Below are 17,276 nucleotides of genomic sequence, written 5' to 3' on the forward strand. Positions count from 1 at the left end.
TTGGGTGAGGTAGAGGTGTCTGCACCGAACGAAAAGATCGTCGAGGCTCTGCGCGCGTCTCTGAAGGAGACCGAGCGGCTGCGCGAACAGAACCGCCGTCTCTCCGCGGCGGCCCACGAGCCGATCGCGATCGTGGGCATGGCGTGCCGGTATCCGGGTGGCGTTTCGTCGCCGGAGGGCCTGTGGGAGTTGCTGTCGGCGGGCCGGGACGGGATTTCGGAGTTCCCGTCCGACCGTGGCTGGGATGTGGAGGGTCTGTACGACCCGGACCCGGACGCGGTGGGCAAGACGTATTCGCGGCACGGCGGCTTCCTGGAGCGCGCGGCCGACTTCGACCCCGGCTTCTTCGGCATCAGCCCGCGTGAGGCACTCGCGATGGACCCGCAGCACCGGCTGCTGCTGGAGACCTCGTGGGAGGCCTTCGAGCGGGCCGGCATCGACCCGGCATCCGTGCGCGGCACCAACGCCGGTGTCTTCGCGGGCGTGATGTACAGCGACTACAGCGAGGTGCTCGCCCACGCCACCGACGAGGTCGAGGGCTTCCTCGGCGTCGGCGGCAGCATCGCCTCCGGCCGCGTCGCCTACACCCTCGGTCTGGAGGGCCCGGCGGTCACGGTCGACACGGCGTGCTCTTCTTCGCTGGTCGCCGTCCACCTGGCCGCGCAGGCCCTGCGCAGCGGCGAGTGCTCGCTGGCGCTGGCGGGCGGCGTGACCGTCATGGCCACCCCCGACACGTTCGTCGACTTCAGCCGGCAGCGGGGCCTGGCCGCGGACGGTCGTTGCAAGCCGTTCGCGGAGGCCGCGGACGGAACGGGCTGGGGCGAGGGCGTCGGCATCCTCGTCCTGGAGAAGCTCAGCGACGCCCGTCGCAACGGGCACCGCGTGCTGGCGGTCGTCCGCGGCAGTGCGATCAACCAGGACGGCGCCTCCAACGGCCTGACCGCCCCCAACGGCCCGTCGCAGCAGCGCGTCATCCGCCAGGCCCTGGCCAGCGCCCGCATCTCCGCCGACCAGGTCGACGCCGTGGAGGCGCACGGTACGGGTACGCGGCTGGGTGACCCGATCGAGGCGCAGGCGCTGCTTGCCACGTACGGGCAGGACCGCGATGGGCAGCAGCCGCTGTGGCTGGGTTCGGTGAAGTCCAACCTCGGGCACACGCAGGCTGCTGCCGGTGTCGCCGGAATCATCAAGATGGTCCTCGCCATGCACCACGAGGAACTGCCGCGCACGCTGGGCGTGGACGCCCCGAGCGGCCAGGTGGACTGGTCGGCCGGTGCTGTCGAGCTGTTGACGGAGGCGCGGGAGTGGCCTGCGGGTGAGCGGGTGCGTCGGGCTGGTGTGTCGTCGTTCGGCATCAGTGGGACGAATGCGCATGTGATCGTGGAGGAGGCGCCTGCGGCTGCTGAGGCTGTGGAGGTGCCGGTTGTTCCGGTGGTGCCGTGGGTGCTGTCGGGGAAGACGCCGGAGGCGGTGGCGGCTCAGGTTGAGCGGCTGCGGGCGTTCGTCTCGGCGAACCCGGAGCTGGACCCGGCTGCCGTCGGGGCCGCGTTGGTGATGTCACGAACCACCTTCACGCACCGGGCTGCGGTGGTGAGTCGTGACATCAATGAGTTGCTGGCGGGGCTGGAGCAACCCGCGATCCAGGCGGTGGCGAACTCCGGTCAGCTGGCGTTCCTTTTCACGGGTCAGGGCAGCCAGCGGGTTGGCATGGGCCGTGAGCTGTATGAGACGTTCCCCGTGTTCGCCGAGGCCTTCGACGAGGTGTGCCAGGCGTTCGGTGGCCAGCTCAAGGACGTTGTCTTCGGTGACGGCGATCTGCTGAACACCACCGAGTACGCCCAGCCCGCACTCTTTGCGGTCGAAGTTGCGCTGTTCAAGCTGATGCAGTCGTGGGGTGTCCGTCCTGACGTGCTGGCCGGTCACTCGATCGGTGAGCTTGCCGCCGCGTATGTGGCCGGTGTCTGGTCGCTGGCCGATGCGGCCAAGCTGGTCGCGGCTCGTGGCCGTCTGATGCAGCAGCTACCCTCCGGCGGCGCAATGGCCGCCATCCAGGCCACCGAGGACGAGGTCCGCGCCCAGCTGGTCGACGGCGTCGACATCGCCGCCATCAATGGACCGACCTCCATCGTCGTCTCCGGTGACGAGGCGGCCGTCGACGCCCTCGCTGCGCACTTCACCTCTCAGGGCCGTAAGACGAAGCGTCTGACCGTCAGCCACGCCTTCCACTCCGCTCACATGGAGCCCATGCTCGCCGAGTTCGGCGAGATCGCATCCCAGCTGACATACTCCGCCCCCAGCATCCCGATCGTCTCCACCCTCACGGGCAAGCCCGCGACGGCGGACGAGCTGTCCGACCCCGCCTACTGGGTCCGGCACGTCCGCGAGGCCGTCCGCTTCGCCGACGCCGTGGTCACCCTCGAAAACAAGGGCGTCACCACCTACCTCGAACTCGGCCCCGACGCGGTCCTGACCGCCATGGCCGCCGAGACCACCGACGCCGCACTCATCCCCACCACCCGCCGCAACCACGACGAAGCCCGCACCACCGTCGAAGCCCTCACCCGCCTGCACACCCACGGCGTCACCGTCGACTGGAACGCCTACTTCGGCGGCACTCCGACCACCCTCGACCTCCCCACCTACCCCTTCCAGCACCAGACCTACTGGCCCCGTACCGCCCTGCCCATCGGGGACGCGACCGGGTTCGGGCTGCGTTCCGCCGGGCACCCCGTGCTGACCGGTGCCATCGCTCTGCCCAACACCGACAGCGTGCTGTTCACCGGCCGGCTCTCCCTCTCCACTCACCCCTGGCTGGCCGACCACGCCGTCTCCGGCACCGTCATCGTGCCCGGTGCCGCGCTCGTCGACGTCGCCGTGCGCGCCGGTGACCAGGTCGGCTGCGGCACCGTGGAGGAGCTGACCCTCCAGGCGCCGATGGTGCTCGGCGAGCAGGGTGCGCTCGTTCTGCGCGTACAGGTCGGCGAGGCGGACGCGGCGGGGCTGCGGCCCGTGACCGTGTTCTCGCGGCCCGAGGAAGCTGCCGACGACGCGCCGTGGACCTGCCACGCCGACGGTCTGCTCGCGGCCCCGGGCCAGGCGCCCGTGCCCGCCGCCGACGCCGCCTGGCCGCCCGCCGGTGCGGTGGCCGTCGACACGAGCGGCCTCTACGAGCAGCTCGCCGCCACCGGTCTGCAGTACGGCCCCCTCTTCCAGGGGCTGCGCGCCGCCTGGCGGGCCGCCGACGGTGAGGTGTTCGCCGAGATCGCGCTGCCCGAAGGCACCGACCCGGGCACCTTCGGGCTGCACCCGGCGCTCCTGGACGCCGCACTGCACGCGATCGGCCTGGCCGAGTTCGTACCCGGCAGCGACTCCCCCCAGCTGCCCTTCTCGTGGAGCTCCTTCGCCCTCCACGCCACCGGAGCCACCGCTCTTCGCGTCCGCGTCGCCCCGGCCGCCTCCGGCAGCGCCGGTGTGACCCTGCACCTCGCCGACGGCACGGGGGCGCCCGTGGCGTCCGTCGGGGAGCTGGTGCTGCGGGCGCTCGCGCCCGAGCAACTGGCCGCCCCGCAGGCCGTCCGGCAGCACGAGTCGCTGTTCCGCCTCGACTGGCCGGCGGTCGTGCCGGCCCCCGCCGACGCCCGGCCGGCCGTTTCGGCCGCCGTCCTCGGCCCGGACCCGCTCGGCCTCGCCGCGCACCTGCCCGCACAGCAGGACGGCTCCGCCGCCGACCTCACCTTCGCCACCTTCACCGGCACCGGCCTCGACGCCCGCGACGGTGCCCAGCGCGCCCTCGCCCTGCTCCAGGAGTGGCTCGCCGCCGAGCAGCCCGCCGGGGCCCGGCTCGCCATCGTGACCTCCGGTGCGGTGTGCGCGGCCCCCGGCGACAAGGTGCCCGACCCGGCCGCCGCCGCGGTCTGGGGGCTGGCCCGGTCCGCGCAGTCCGAGCACCCGGACCGGATCGTCCTCGTCGACCTCGACGGCGACCGGGCCTCCGCCGAGGCCCTGCTGCCCGTCCTCGCCGCGACCACCGAGCCCCAGCTCGCCCTGCGCGCGGGCCAGGCCCATGCGGCGCGGCTCGTCCGCAGCACCACCGCCGACGGCCTGCCCGTCCCCGCGCACGACGACGCGTCCCCCTGGCGGCTGGACTTCGCCGCCACCGGCACCCTCGACAGCCTCTACGTCGCCGACTTCCCCGAGGCGGCCGAGCCGCTGGCCGAGGGGCAGATCCGGGTCGCGATCCGGGCCGCGGGCGTCAACTTCCGCGACGTGATGAACGTCCTCGGCATGTACCCGGGCGACGCCGGGCGGCTGGGCCTCGAAGCGGCGGGCGTCGTCGTCGAGACCGGTCCGGGCGTCACCCGCTTCACGGTCGGCGACCGCGTCATGGGCCTGTTCTCCGGTGCGTTCGGCCCGCTCGCGGTCGTCGACAACCGGCTCGTGTCGAAGATGCCGTCGCACTGGACGTTCGCGGAGGCGGCCGCCGCCCCCGTCGTCTACCTCACCGCCTACTACGCGCTCGTCGACCTCGCCGCCCTCTCCTCCGGCGAGTCGATCCTCATCCACGCCGCGGCCGGCGGCGTCGGCATGGCGGCCGTTCAGCTCGCCCGCCACCTCGGCGCCGAGGTGTACGGCACGGCCAGCCCCGGCAAGTGGGACTCCGTCAAGGAGTTCGGCCTCGACGCCGACCGCATGGCCAACTCGCGCACCCTCGACTTCGAGCAGCGCTTCCTCGACGCCACCGGCGGCCGCGGCATGGACGTCGTCCTCGACTCCCTCGCCCGCGAGTTCGTCGACGCCTCGCTGCGGCTGCTGCCGCGCGGCGGCCGGTTCGTGGAAATGGGCAAGACCGACATCCGGGACGCCGCCGAGGTGGCGGCGGACCACCCGGGCGTCGTCTACCGGGCGTTCGACGTCATGGACGCCGGGCCCGACCGCATCCAGGAGATGTACGCCGCCCTCCTCGGCCTCTTCGAAAGCGGCGCGCTGCGGCCGCTGCCCGTCACCGCCTGGGACATCCGCCAGGCCCCCGACGCGCTGCGCCACCTCGGCCAGGCCAAGCACACCGGCAAGCTCGTGCTGACCGTCCCGGCTCCCCTGGACCCGCAGGGCACCGTGCTCGTCACCGGCGCCACCGGCGCCCTTGGCGGGCTGCTCGCCAAGCACCTCGTCACCGCCCACGGCGCCCGGCACCTGCTGCTCACCAGCCGCCGCGGCCCCGACGCGCCCGGCGCCACCGAACTCGCCGACGCCATACGGGACCTGGGCGCCGAGGTCACCCTCGCCGCCTGCGACACCGCCGACCGCGCCGCCCTCGCCGCCACCCTCGACGCGATCCCCGCGAGCCGTCCGTTGACCGCCGTCGTGCACGTCGCCGGACTCCTCGACGACGGCATCCTCGAATCGCTCACCCCCGAGCGGCTCGACCGCGTCCTCGCCCCCAAGACCGACGCCGCACTCAACCTGCACGAGCTGACGCGCGGCGCGGACCTCTCCGCCTTCGTGCTGTTCTCCTCCGCGGCCGGCACCTTCGGCAACCCCGGCCAGGCCAACTACGCGGCCGCCAACGCCTACCTCGACGCCCTCGCCGCCCACCGGCGCGCCCTCGGCCTGCCCGGCCAGTCCCTCGCCTGGGGCCTGTGGGCGCTGGAGACCGGCGGCATGGCCGACACCCTGGACGACGCCGAGCGCGAGCGCATGACCCGCTCCGGCACGGCCGCGCTCACCGGCGAGCAGGGCCTGGCGCTGTACGACACGGCCACCGGCCTCGCCGCGGCCGCGCTCGTGCCCATGCACCTCGACCTCCCCGCCTCCGGCGCCCCCGAGGACGTACCGCCGCTGCTGCGCGCCCTGGTTCGCACCCCGGTGCGCCGCACCGCCGCCGGAGGCGCGCAGCAGGCCGCGGGCGCCGGCGAACTCGCCGCGCAGCTCGCGGCGATGAGCCCCGACGCCCGGCACGAGCACCTGCTGGACCTGGTCCGTACGGCCGCCGCCGCGGTCCTCGGGCACTCCGGTCCCGAAGCCGTCGACCCGGGCCTGGCCTTCAAGGACCTCGGCTTCGACTCGCTCACCGGCGTGGAGTTCCGCAACCGGCTCGGCGCCGCCTGCGGCCTGCGCCTGCCCGCCACGCTCGTCTTCGACTACCCGGCGCCCGACGCGCTCGCCGCGTTCCTGCACGGCGAGCTCGTCGGCGACACCACCGCCCCGGCCGCGGCCGGCGACGGCGCGGCCGGCCCGGCGGCGGGCGACGAGCCCATCGCCGTCGTCTCCATGGCCTGCCGCTTCCCCGGCGGCGTCCGCAACCCCGAGGACCTGTGGCGGCTGCTGGCCGGCCGCACCGACGCCATGGGCGCCATGCCCGACGACCGCGGCTGGGACATCGAGGCCCTCTACGACCCGGCCGCCGAACGCCCCGGCACCACCTACACCGACCAGGGCGGCTTCCTGCACGAGGCGCCCGTCTTCGACGCCTCCTTCTTCGGCATCAGCCCCCGCGAGGCCCTGGCCATGGACCCGCAGCAGCGGCTGCTGCTGGAGACGTCCTGGGAGGCCTTCGAGCGTGCGGGCCTCGACCCGCACGCGCTGCGCGGCAGCTCGACCGGTGTCTTCGCCGGCCTGATCTACCACGACTACGGCAACGGCCCCGGCTACGCCGAACTGCCCGACGGCGTCGAAGGGTTCCTGGGCACCGGCACCTCCGGCGGCGTGGCGTCCGGCCGCGTCTCCTACGTCCTGGGCCTCGAAGGCCCCGCCGTCACCGTCGACACGGCCTGCTCGTCCTCGCTGGTCGCCCTGCACATGGCCGTCCAGGCCCTGCAGCGCGGCGAGTGCGACATGGCGCTCGCGGGCGGCGTGACCGTCATGGCCACTCCCGACACCTTCGTCGACTTCAGCCGCCAGCGCGGACTCGCGGCCGACGGCCGCTGCAAGGCCTTCGCGGAGAGCGCGGACGGCACCGGCTGGGCCGAGGGCGTGGGCATGATCCTCGTCGAGCGGCTCTCCGACGCCCGCCGCAACGGCCATGACGTCCTCGCCGTCGTCCGCGCCAGCGCCCTCAACCAGGACGGCGCCAGCAACGGCCTGACCGCCCCCAACGGCCCCTCCCAGCAGCGCGTCATCCGCCAGGCCCTCGCCACGGCCGGGCTGCGCACCGCCGACGTCGACGCCGTCGAGGCCCACGGCACCGGCACCCGCCTGGGCGACCCCATCGAGGCGCAGGCCATCCTCGCCACCTACGGACAGGACCGCGACCCCGAGCGGCCGCTGTGGCTCGGCTCGGTGAAGTCCAACCTCGGCCACACCCAGGCCGCGGCCGGCATCGCCGGTGTCATCAAGATGGTCGAGGCCCTCACCCACGAGGAGCTGCCCGCCACCCTCCACGTCGACGAGCCCAGCTCCCACATCGACTGGGCCGCGGGCGACGTGCGGCTGCTGACCGAGGCCCGGCCCTGGCCGCGCACCGACGGCGCCGTGCGCCGGGCGGGCGTCTCCGCCTTCGGCTTCAGCGGCACCAACGCGCACGTCATCCTGGAAGAGCCGCCGGCCCGTTCCGAAGAGGCCGCGCCGGCCGCGCCGGAGACCGCGGCGCCGCCGTTCACGGCCGCCGAGGGCGCCCCGGTCCCGTGGCTGCTGACCGCCCGCACCGAGGAGGCGCTGCGCGCCCGGGCCGCCCGCCTGCACGAGCAGCTGACCGAGGGCGGGCTCGCCGACGGCGACCTCTCCCGCATCGGCCACTCCCTCGCCACCACCCGCACCCCCTTCGAGCACCGCGCCGTGCTCGTCGGCTCCGACGGCGACGCGCTGCTCGGCGCGCTGCGCGACCTCGCCGACGGCAACCCCGCCGCCGGTGTCGAAGAAGGCGTCGTGGGGGCAGGCGCCCTGGGCAGGACGGTCTTCGTCTTCCCCGGCCAGGGCTCCCAGTGGCTCGGCATGGCAAGCGAGCTGCTGCAGACCTCGCCCGTCTTCCGCGACCGGCTCCAGGAGTGCGCGGCCGCCGTCGACGCCCACACCGACTTCTCGCTCATGGACGTGCTGCGCGGCACCGAAGGCGCCGCCTCCCTGGACCGCGTCGACGTCGTACAGCCCGCGCTGTGGGCCGTGATGGTGTCCCTCGCCGCGCTGTGGGAGTCCCTCGGCATCCGGCCGTCCGCCGTCGTCGGGCACTCGCAGGGCGAAATCGCCGCCGCCTGCGTGGCCGGCGCCCTCACCCTGGAGGACGCGGCCCGCGTCGTCGCCCTGCGCAGCCGGGCGCTGATCCGCCTGGCGGGCACCGGCGGCATGGTGTCCCTGCCGCTGCCCGCCGACGAGGCCGAGCAGCTGCTCGCCGCCTGGCCCGGCCAGATCTCCGTGGCCGCGCACAACGGCCCCGCCTCCACCGTCGTCGCCGGTGACACCGACGCGCTCGACGCCCTCCTCGCCGCGTGCGAGCACCAGGACGTACGGGCCCGCCGCATCGACGTCGACTACGCCTCGCACTCCGCCCACGTGGAGAGCCTGCGCGACGAACTGCTCGAACTCCTGGAGCCCGTACGGCCCCGGGCCGGCCGGATCCCGCTCCACTCCACGCTCGAGGACCGGCTGATCGACGGCAGCGAGATGGACGCCGAGTACTGGCACCGCAACCTGCGGCACACCGTCCGCTTCGAACCGGCCGTACGCGCCCTCGCCGCGAGCGGGCACACCGTCTTCGTCGAGTGCAGCCCGCACCCCGTGCTGACCGTCGGCGTCCAGGACACCCTGGCCGCCGCGGCCGCCGACGAGGCCGTGGTCACCGGCACGCTGCGCCGCGAGGACGGCGGGCCCGCCCGCGTCCTGACCTCCCTCGGCCGGCTGGTCGCGCACGGCGTCCGGCCCGACTGGGCGGCCGTCTTCGCGGGCCGCCCGCAGGAGCGCGTCGCCCTGCCGACCTACCCGTTCCAGGGCGAGCGGTACTGGCTGGAGCCCGTCTCCGGCGTCAGCGACCCCTCCGCCGTGGGCCAGCACGCCGCCGGGCACCCGCTGCTCGGCGCGGCCGTCGCCCTGCCCGACCGGGACGGGCTGCTGCTCACCGGCCTGCTGTCGCTGAAGTCCCAGCCCTGGCTGGGCGACCACGCGGTGGGCGGCACGGTCTTCGTGCCCGGAACGGCCCTGCTGGAGCTGGCCGTTCGGGCCGGTGACGAGGCGGGCTGCGGGGCGCTCGGCGATCTCACCCTGGAGGCGCCGCTGGTGCTGCCCGAGCGGGGCGAGACCCAGCTGCGCGTCCTCGTCGACGCGCCCGGCGAGGACGGCCTGCGCCCGGTCGCCGTCTACTCCCGGCCCGCGGACGCCCTCCCCGAGGACCCGTGGACCCGGCACGCCACCGGCGTACTCACCCCCGCCGCCCCGGCGCCGGCCGCCGACCTCACCCAGTGGCCGCCGCCCGGTGCGGAAGCGCTCACCACCGAGACGCTGTACGAGGACCTCGGTGCCCTCGGCCTCGACTACGGGCCCGTCTTCCGCGGCCTGCGGTCCGCCTGGCAGCGGGATGGCGAGCTCTTCGCCGAGGTCGCCCTGCCCCTCGAAGCGACCGCCGCGGCAGCCGAGTACGGGCTGCACCCGGCCCTGCTGGACGCGGCGCTGCACGCCATCGCGCTCGGCACGTTTGTGGAAGGCGGGGACGGCGACGGACCGTGGCTGCCGTTCGCCTGGTCCGACGTGGCGCTGCACACCGCGGGCGCCTCCGCGCTGCGCGTCCGCATCGCCCCGGCGGGCCCGGCCGGTGCCGTCTCGGTGACCGTCGCCGACACCACCGGCGCGCCGGTGGCCTCCATCGGCTCCCTCCAGCTGCGACAGCTGCCCACCGATGCCCTCGCCCGGCTCGGCGCGGCCGCCTCCGGCAACCCGCACCGCGACACGCTGTTCCGCGTGGCGTGGACGGAGGCCGATGCGCCGGCCGTCTCCGGCGAAGCGGGAGACGACTGGGCGGTGTTCGGCGACGACCCGCTCTTCCCCGGCCTGCCGGAAATCTTCAGCACGGACGAGCTCGACGGCATCGGCACCGTCCTGACGCCGGTGCACTGGCAGAGCGGCATCGAGGACGCCGTCATGCAGACCCTCGGCGACCTGCAGGTCTGGCTCGCCGACCCGCGCACCGACGGCACCCGGCTCGTCGTCGTCACCCGCGGCGCGGTCGCCACCGCCCCCGGCGAGGACATCGCCGACCTCGCCCAGGCTGCCGTCCACGGCCTGGTCCGCTCCGCCCAGTCGGAGAGCCCCGGCCGCATCACCCTCGCCGACATCGGCACCGGCATCCCCTCCCGGGCCCTGCTCGCCGCCGCCCTCGCCACGGGCGAGCCGGAGTTCGCCCTGCGCGACGGCAAGGTCCTGGTGCCGCGACTGGCCCGCACGGAGCCGGGCGGCGGGACCGCCCCCGCCGTGACCGGCCACGGCCACGGTCCGACCGACGTGCCGGGCAGCGAGCCTGACGGCGGGTCCGCCTCGGCCGCGGGCGCGGCAAGCGCCCACGACCCGGCCGACGTGCGCGGCACGATGACGGACGCCGAAGCCCTCCGCAGGAGCACCGGCACCGTCCTCGTCACCGGCGGCACCGGTGGCCTCGGCGCCCTCCTCGCGCGGCACCTCGTCGACGCGTACGGGGTGCGGAAGCTGCTGCTCACCAGCCGTCGCGGCGCGGACGCGCCCGGCGCGGCGGAGCTGGCCGCGGAGCTGGAGGCGGCCGGGGCCCGGGTGACCGTCACCGCCTGCGACGTCGCCGACCGGGACGCCGTCGGCGCCCTGCTCGACGGGGTCCCGGACCTGGCCGGCGTCGTGCACGCGGCCGGCGTCCTGGACGACGCCACGCTCGGCAAGCTCACGCCCGAGAAGCTCGCCGCAGTCCTCGCGCCGAAGGCCGAGGCCGCCCGGCACCTGCACGAACTCACCGCGGGCAAGGAGCTGTCGGCCTTCGTGCTCTTCTCCTCCTCCGCGGGCGTCTTCGGCAACGCCGGCCAGGGCAACTACGCGGCCGCCAACGCCTACCTTGACGCCCTCGCCGCCCACCGCCGCGCCTCGGGCCTGCCCGGCATCTCGCTGGCCTGGGGCCTGTGGGCGGAGGCGAGCGGCATGACGGGGCACCTGGACGCCGCCGACCTCACCCGGCTCGCCCGCACCGGGGTGCGGCCGCTCACCCCGGCGCAGGGCCTGGACCTGTTCGACGCCGCCCTCGGCTCGTACGGGGCCGTCGAACCGCTGCTCGTGCCGATCGGGCTCAACACCGGCGCGCTGCGCGGCCGGCCGGACGGCGGCCCGGTGCCGCATCTGCTGCGCGGCCTGGTCCGCGGCCCCGCCCGGCCCACCGCCCACACGGCGGCCGGCCCGGCCGCGGACGGCTCGGGCCAGGCGGCGGGCGACGCGCTGCGGCAGCGGCTGGCCGCGCTGCCCGCGGACGAGTGGGAGACGGTGCTGCTCGACATCGTGCAGTCCTACGCCGCGGCGGTGCTCGGCTTCGCCGGTCCGTCGGCGGTCGGGGCGACCCGTTCGTTCAAGGAGCTGGGCTTCGACTCGCTGACGGCGGTCGAGTTCCGCAACCGGCTGGGCGCGGCCACCGGCGTGCGCCTGCCGGCGACGGCGGTCTTCGACCACCCGACGCCACTGGCCCTGGCCCGGCTGCTGCGGACCGAACTGGCCCCGGAGCAGGCCGACCCGGCGAGCACGGTGCTTGCCGAACTCGACCGACTTGAAGGCTATTTGCCCGATGTGTCGCTCGACGGTGACGTCCACTCGGCCGTCACCGCGCGCCTGGAGGACCTGCTCGCCCGCTTCAAGAGCATGCGCACCGCACACGACACGGCCGGCACGGACGTGGGGGAGCGGCTGCAAGACGCCTCGACCGACGAGGTCCTGGCCTTCATCACCGACGAGCTCGGCATTGCCTGAGGCCTGGGAGAGGGAAGAGGAAACGCGAAATGGCTGACGAAAAGCAGCTGGTCGACACGCTCAAGCGGGTCGCCGCCGACCTGCACGACACCCGTCGGCGGCTGCGCGAGGCCGAGGAGCGGGAGCACGAGCCGATCGCGGTCGTCGGCATGGCCTGCCGGTTCCCGGGCGGGGTCACCTCGCCCGAGGAGCTGTGGGCCATGGTCGACGAGGGCCGCGACGGCATGTCCGACTTCCCGGCCGACCGCGGCTGGAACCTCACCCAGCTGCTCGACAGCGAGCAGCGCCGCGTCGGCGAGGCGGCGGCCGCCTCCCGCAAGGCCGGATTCCTGCGCGACGCGGCCGGGTTCGACGCCGAGTTCTTCGGCATCAGCCCCCGCGAGGCCCTGGCGATGGACCCGCAGCAGCGGGTCCTGCTGGAGACCTCCTGGGAGGCCCTGGAGCGGGCGGGCATCGACCCGGAGACGCTGCACGGCACCCGGACCGCCGTCTACGCGGGCGTCAGCAGCTCCGACTACCTGCGTGGCCTGCAGCGGATGCCGGAGTCCGTCGCCGGGCACATGATGACCGGCGTCGCCTCCAGCGTCCTGTCCGGCCGCATCTCCTACGCCCTGGGGCTGGAGGGGCCCGCGGTGACGATCGACACCGCCTGCTCCTCCTCGCTGGTCGCCCTGCACCTGGCCGCGCAGGCGCTGCGCGGCGGCGAGTGCACGCTGGCCCTGGCGGGCGGCGTGACGGTGATGGGATCGGCGGGCACCTTCCTGGAGTTCAGCCGCGCCGACGGCCTCGCCGCCGACGGCCGTTGCAAGGCCTTCGCGGAGTCGGCGGACGGCACCGGCCTGTCGGAGGGCGTGGGCGTGCTCGCCCTGGAGCGGCTGTCCGACGCCCGCCGCAACGGCCGCCGCATCCTCGCGGTCATCCGCGGCAGCGCCGTCAACCAGGACGGCGCCAGCAACGGTCTGACCGCCCCCAACGGGCCGTCGCAGCAGCGCGTCATCCGCCAGGCCCTGGCGAGCGCCTCGCTGACGGCCGCCGACGTGGACGTGGTGGAGGCGCACGGCACGGGCACCAAGCTCGGCGACCCGATCGAGGCGCAGGCGCTGCTGGCCACCTACGGGCAGGCGCGCGAGGACGGCCGGCCGCTGTGGCTGGGCTCGGTGAAGTCCAACCTGGGCCACACCCAGGGCGCCGCCGGTGTCGCCGGGGTCATCAAGATGGTGCTGGCGCTGCGCAACGAGCGGCTGCCGATGACGCTGGGCGTGGACGCCCCGAGCTCGCACGTGGACTGGTCGGCGGGCTCGGTCGAGCTGCTGACCCAGGGGCGCGCGTGGCCCGCGGGCGATCGCGTCCGCCGGGCGGGCGTGTCGTCGTTCGGGATCAGCGGCACCAACGCCCATGTGATCGTGGAGGAGGCGCCCGCGGCCGCTGAGGTTGCGGAGACGCCTGTTGTTCCGGTGGTGCCGTGGGTGCTGTCCGGGAAGACGCCGGAGGCGCTGGCGGCCCGGATCGAGCAGCTGCGGGCGTTCGTCGAGGCGGATGCGTCGCTTGACGTTGCTGCTGTCGGTGCCGCGCTGGCGACTTCGCGTTCGGCGTTCACGCACCGGGCGGCCGTGGTGGGTACCGACCGCGAGTCGCTGCTGGCCGCCCTGGAACAGCCCGCGCTGCAGGGCGTCATCGGCTCCGGCCGGCTGGCGTTCCTCTTCACCGGCCAGGGCAGCCAGCGCCTCGGCATGGGCCGCGAGCTGCACGAGGCGTTCCCGGTCTTCGCCGAAGCCTTCGACAAGGTATGCGCGGCGTTCGGAGGCGGGCTCAAGGACGTCGTCTTCGGCAACGCCGAGCTGCTGGACACCACCGAGTACGCGCAGCCGGGCCTGTTCGCCTTCGAGGTGGCGCTCTACGAGCTCGTGCGCTCGTGGGGCGTGCGCCCGAACGTGCTGGCCGGGCACTCCATCGGCGAGCTGGCCGCCGCGTATGCGGCAGGCGTGTGGTCGCTGGAGGACGCGGTCAAGCTGGTCGCGGCGCGCGGCCGGCTGATGCAGCAGCTGCCTGCCGGTGGCGCGATGGCTGCGATCCAGGCGGGCGAGGAGAAGGTCCGCGCCCGGCTGGTCGACGGCGTCGACATCGCGGCCGTCAACGGGCCGATGTCCGTGGTGATTTCGGGCGACGAGGCGGCCGTCGAGGCGGTTGTCGCGCACTTCGCCGGGCAGGGCCGCAAGACCAAGCGGCTCACCGTCAGCCACGCCTTCCACTCCGCTCATATGGAGCCGATGCTCGCCGAGTTCGGGCGGGTGGCCGCCGGCCTTGCCTACCAGGCCCCTCGCATCCCCGTCGTGTCGGCGCTGACGGGCGCACCGGCGAAGGACGGCGAGCTCACCGACCCGCAGTACTGGGTGCGGCACGTGCGTGAGGCCGTCCGCTTCGCCGATGCGGTCGCGGCGCTGGAGGAGGAGGGCGTCACCGCGTTCCTGGAGCTCGGCCCGGACGCGGTGCTGACCGCCATGGCCGCCGAGACCACCGACGGCGTGCTCGTCCCGGCCGTATGCCGGGGCCGCGGCGAGCCGCAGACGGCCGCCCTGGCCCTGGCCCGGCTGCACACCCACGGCGTGCAGGTGGACTGGTCCGCCTACTTCGGCGGCACCGCGAGCGCCGCCGATCTCCCCACCTACCCCTTCCAGCACCGCAGTTACTGGTTCAAGAGCAACGCCCACGCCTCCGGGGACGCCGCCGACTTCGGGCAGCGCTCCGCGGCCCATCCGCTGCTGGGCGCGGCGGTCGGGCTGCCGGAGTCGGACGGGCTGCTGTTCACCGGCCGGCTGTCGCTCGCCACGCAGCCGTGGCTGGCCGACCATGCGGTCGGGGGCGCGGTGCTGGTGCCCGGCACGGCGCTCGTGGATATCGCGGGTCACGCCGGTGACCAGGCCGGCTGCGGCCGGCTGGAGGAACTGACGCTGCACGCACCGCTGTTCGTGCCCGAGGAGGGTGCCGTTCAGCTGCGTGTGCGGCTGGACGGGGACGACGGTCACGGCGGGCGCGTCGTCACGGTCTTCTCGCGCCCGCAGGACGCGGCGGACGACGCCCCCTGGACCAAGCACGCCGACGGCCTCCTGGGCGGGGCGGCAGCCGAGGCGGACTTCACCCTCGCCCAGTGGCCCCCGGCGGGCGCCGAACCCGTCGCCGTGGACGACCTCTACGCCGCTCTCGCCGAGCGCGGCCTGGAGTACGGGCCGGTCTTCCAGGGGCTCACCGCGGCATGGCGGCAGGGCGACGAGGTCTACGCGGAGGTGTCGCTGCCGGAGGACACCGAGACCGACGGCTACGGCCTGCACCCGGCCCTCCTCGACGCGGCCCTGCACGGCGTCGCCCTCGGCGGCCTGCTGCCGGATGCCGAACCGGGCGCGGCCTGGCTGCCGTTCGCCTGGTCCGGTGTGGCGCTGCACGCCTCGGGCGCGCGGACGCTGCGCGTCCGGCTGGCGCCCGGTCCCGTGCCGGGCTCGGTCGAGGTCCGGGCCGCCGATGCGGAAGGCGCTCCCGTCGCCTCGGTCGGCATGCTCGCCCTTCGGCCGGTCCCGGCGGAGCAGCTGGGCGCCCGCCCGGCGGCCGCCGCTTCGGACGCGCTGTTCCACGTCGACTGGAAGCCGCTGGCCGCGCCCGTCCCGGGCCCGGCCGACGCCACGGTCCTGCGGGCCGAGCCCGCGGCGACGGCCGTGGCGACGGTGGCCGGTGTGCTGGAGGAGCTCCGGACGCGGCTGGCCGGCACGGACGACCGGCTGGTGGCCGTCACCCGCGGCGCCGTGGCCGTACGCCCCGGCGAGGACATCGCCGACCTCGGCCAGGCGGCCGTACGAGGCCTTGTGCGCTCGGCCCAGGCCGAGCACCCCGGGCGCGTCGTCCTCCTGGACACCGACACCGATGACGTCGATGTGGCTGCTGTGCTGGCGTGCGGCGAGCCGGAGTTGGCGCTGCGGGACGGCACGTACCACGCGCCTCGCCTGGCCCGTACGACTCCCAGCGACGCCACCAGCCCCTGGCGTCCCGACAGCACGGTTCTGATCACCGGCGGTACGGGCGGTCTGGGCGCGCTCACCGCCCGGCACCTGGTGGCCGGGCACGGTGTGCGCACCCTGCACCTGGTCAGCCGCCGTGGCCCGGACGCACCCGGTGCCGCGGAGCTCCGGGCGGAGCTGGAGGCAGCGGGCGCCACGGTCGCCGTGACCGCCTGCGACATCTCCGACCGCCAGGCCCTGGCCGCCGTACTCGACGGCATCCCGCAGCTCACCGCAGTGATCCACACCGCGGGCACCGTCGACGACGCCACCCTGGGCACCCTCACGGCCGGCCAGGTGCACACGGTCTGGGGGCCGAAGGCGGACGCCGCCCGGCACCTGCACGAGCTGACGCTGGACCGTTCCCTCGACGCGTTCGTCCTGTTCTCCTCGGCGGCCGGTGTCCTCGGCGGTCCGGGCCAGGCCAACTACGCGGCCGCCAACGCCTACCTCGACGCCCTCGCCACCCACCGCCACGCTCTCGGCCTGCCCGCCGCCTCCCTCGCGTGGGGACTGTGGGCACCGGAGGCCGGCGGCATGGGCGCCGCCCTCACCGGCACGGACCTGGACCGCATGGCCCGCGCCGGGGTCCTGGCGATCGGTGCCGAGCAGGGCCTGGCCCTCTTCGACGCCGCCGTCGCCGACGCCGAGCGGGCCCTGGCCGTGCCGATGAGCCTGGACGTCAAGGCGCTGGCGCGCGCGGCGAGCGGCGAGGTGCCCGGCCTGTTCCGGGGGCTCGTCCGCGGGCCCGCGCGGCGCGCCGCCTCCGCCGCGGCCGGTGCCGCAGCCGGCGGCGGGCTCGGCGAACGCCTGGCGGCGCTGCCCGCCGAGGAACGCCGCCCGCTGCTGCTGGACGTGGTGTGCCGGCAGGTCGCGGCCGTGCTCGGCTTCGGCCGGGAGCAGGCGGTCGAGGTGGACAAGCCGTTCAAGGACTTCGGCTTCGACTCCCTCACCGCCGTGGAGTTCCGCAACGCCCTCGGCGCCGAGACCGGCGTCCGGCTCCCGGCGACGCTCGTCTTCGACTACCCGACCCCCGACGCCCTGGCCGACCACCTGCTGCACGCCCTGGCCCCGGCCGGCGACGACCCCGCCACCGCCCTCCTGGCCAGCCTGGAGCGGCTCGAACCGCTCCTCCAGGAGTCCGACCTCGACAAGCTGACCCGCACCAAGGTCACCGTCCGCCTGCAGGCGCTGATGTCCCGCTGGCAGGACGCCGACCGCGCCGCCACGCCGGTCCCCGCGGCCGGCTACGGCACCTCCGGGGACGGCCTGACCACGGCCCTCGACTCGGCCACGGACGACGAGCTGTTCGCCCTCCTCGACGGCGCGACAAGGAGCTGAACC

At 75.1% G+C, this 17,276-nt stretch carries 2 protein-coding genes; both read left to right on the top strand.

Annotated elements, in window-relative coordinates:
* Nucleotides 1-15 precede the first annotated feature (15 nt).
* Complete coding sequence (locus FHS39_RS25680) at nt 16-11,889, top strand: type I polyketide synthase (protein ID WP_184347264.1); 11,874 nt, start codon at nt 16-18, stop codon at nt 11,887-11,889.
* A 47-nt stretch (nt 11,890-11,936) separates the two neighbouring features.
* Nucleotides 11,937-17,273 carry a type I polyketide synthase gene (locus FHS39_RS06670; RefSeq protein WP_425507764.1) on the top strand — a complete coding sequence of 1,779 codons (5,337 nt, stop codon included), beginning with the start codon at nt 11,937-11,939 and terminating at the stop codon, nt 17,271-17,273.
* Nucleotides 17,274-17,276 lie beyond the last annotated feature (3 nt).

The sequence above is a fragment of the Streptomyces olivoverticillatus genome (genome assembly GCF_014203555.1).
Classification (GTDB): Bacteria; Actinomycetota; Actinomycetes; order Streptomycetales; family Streptomycetaceae; genus Streptomyces; species Streptomyces olivoverticillatus.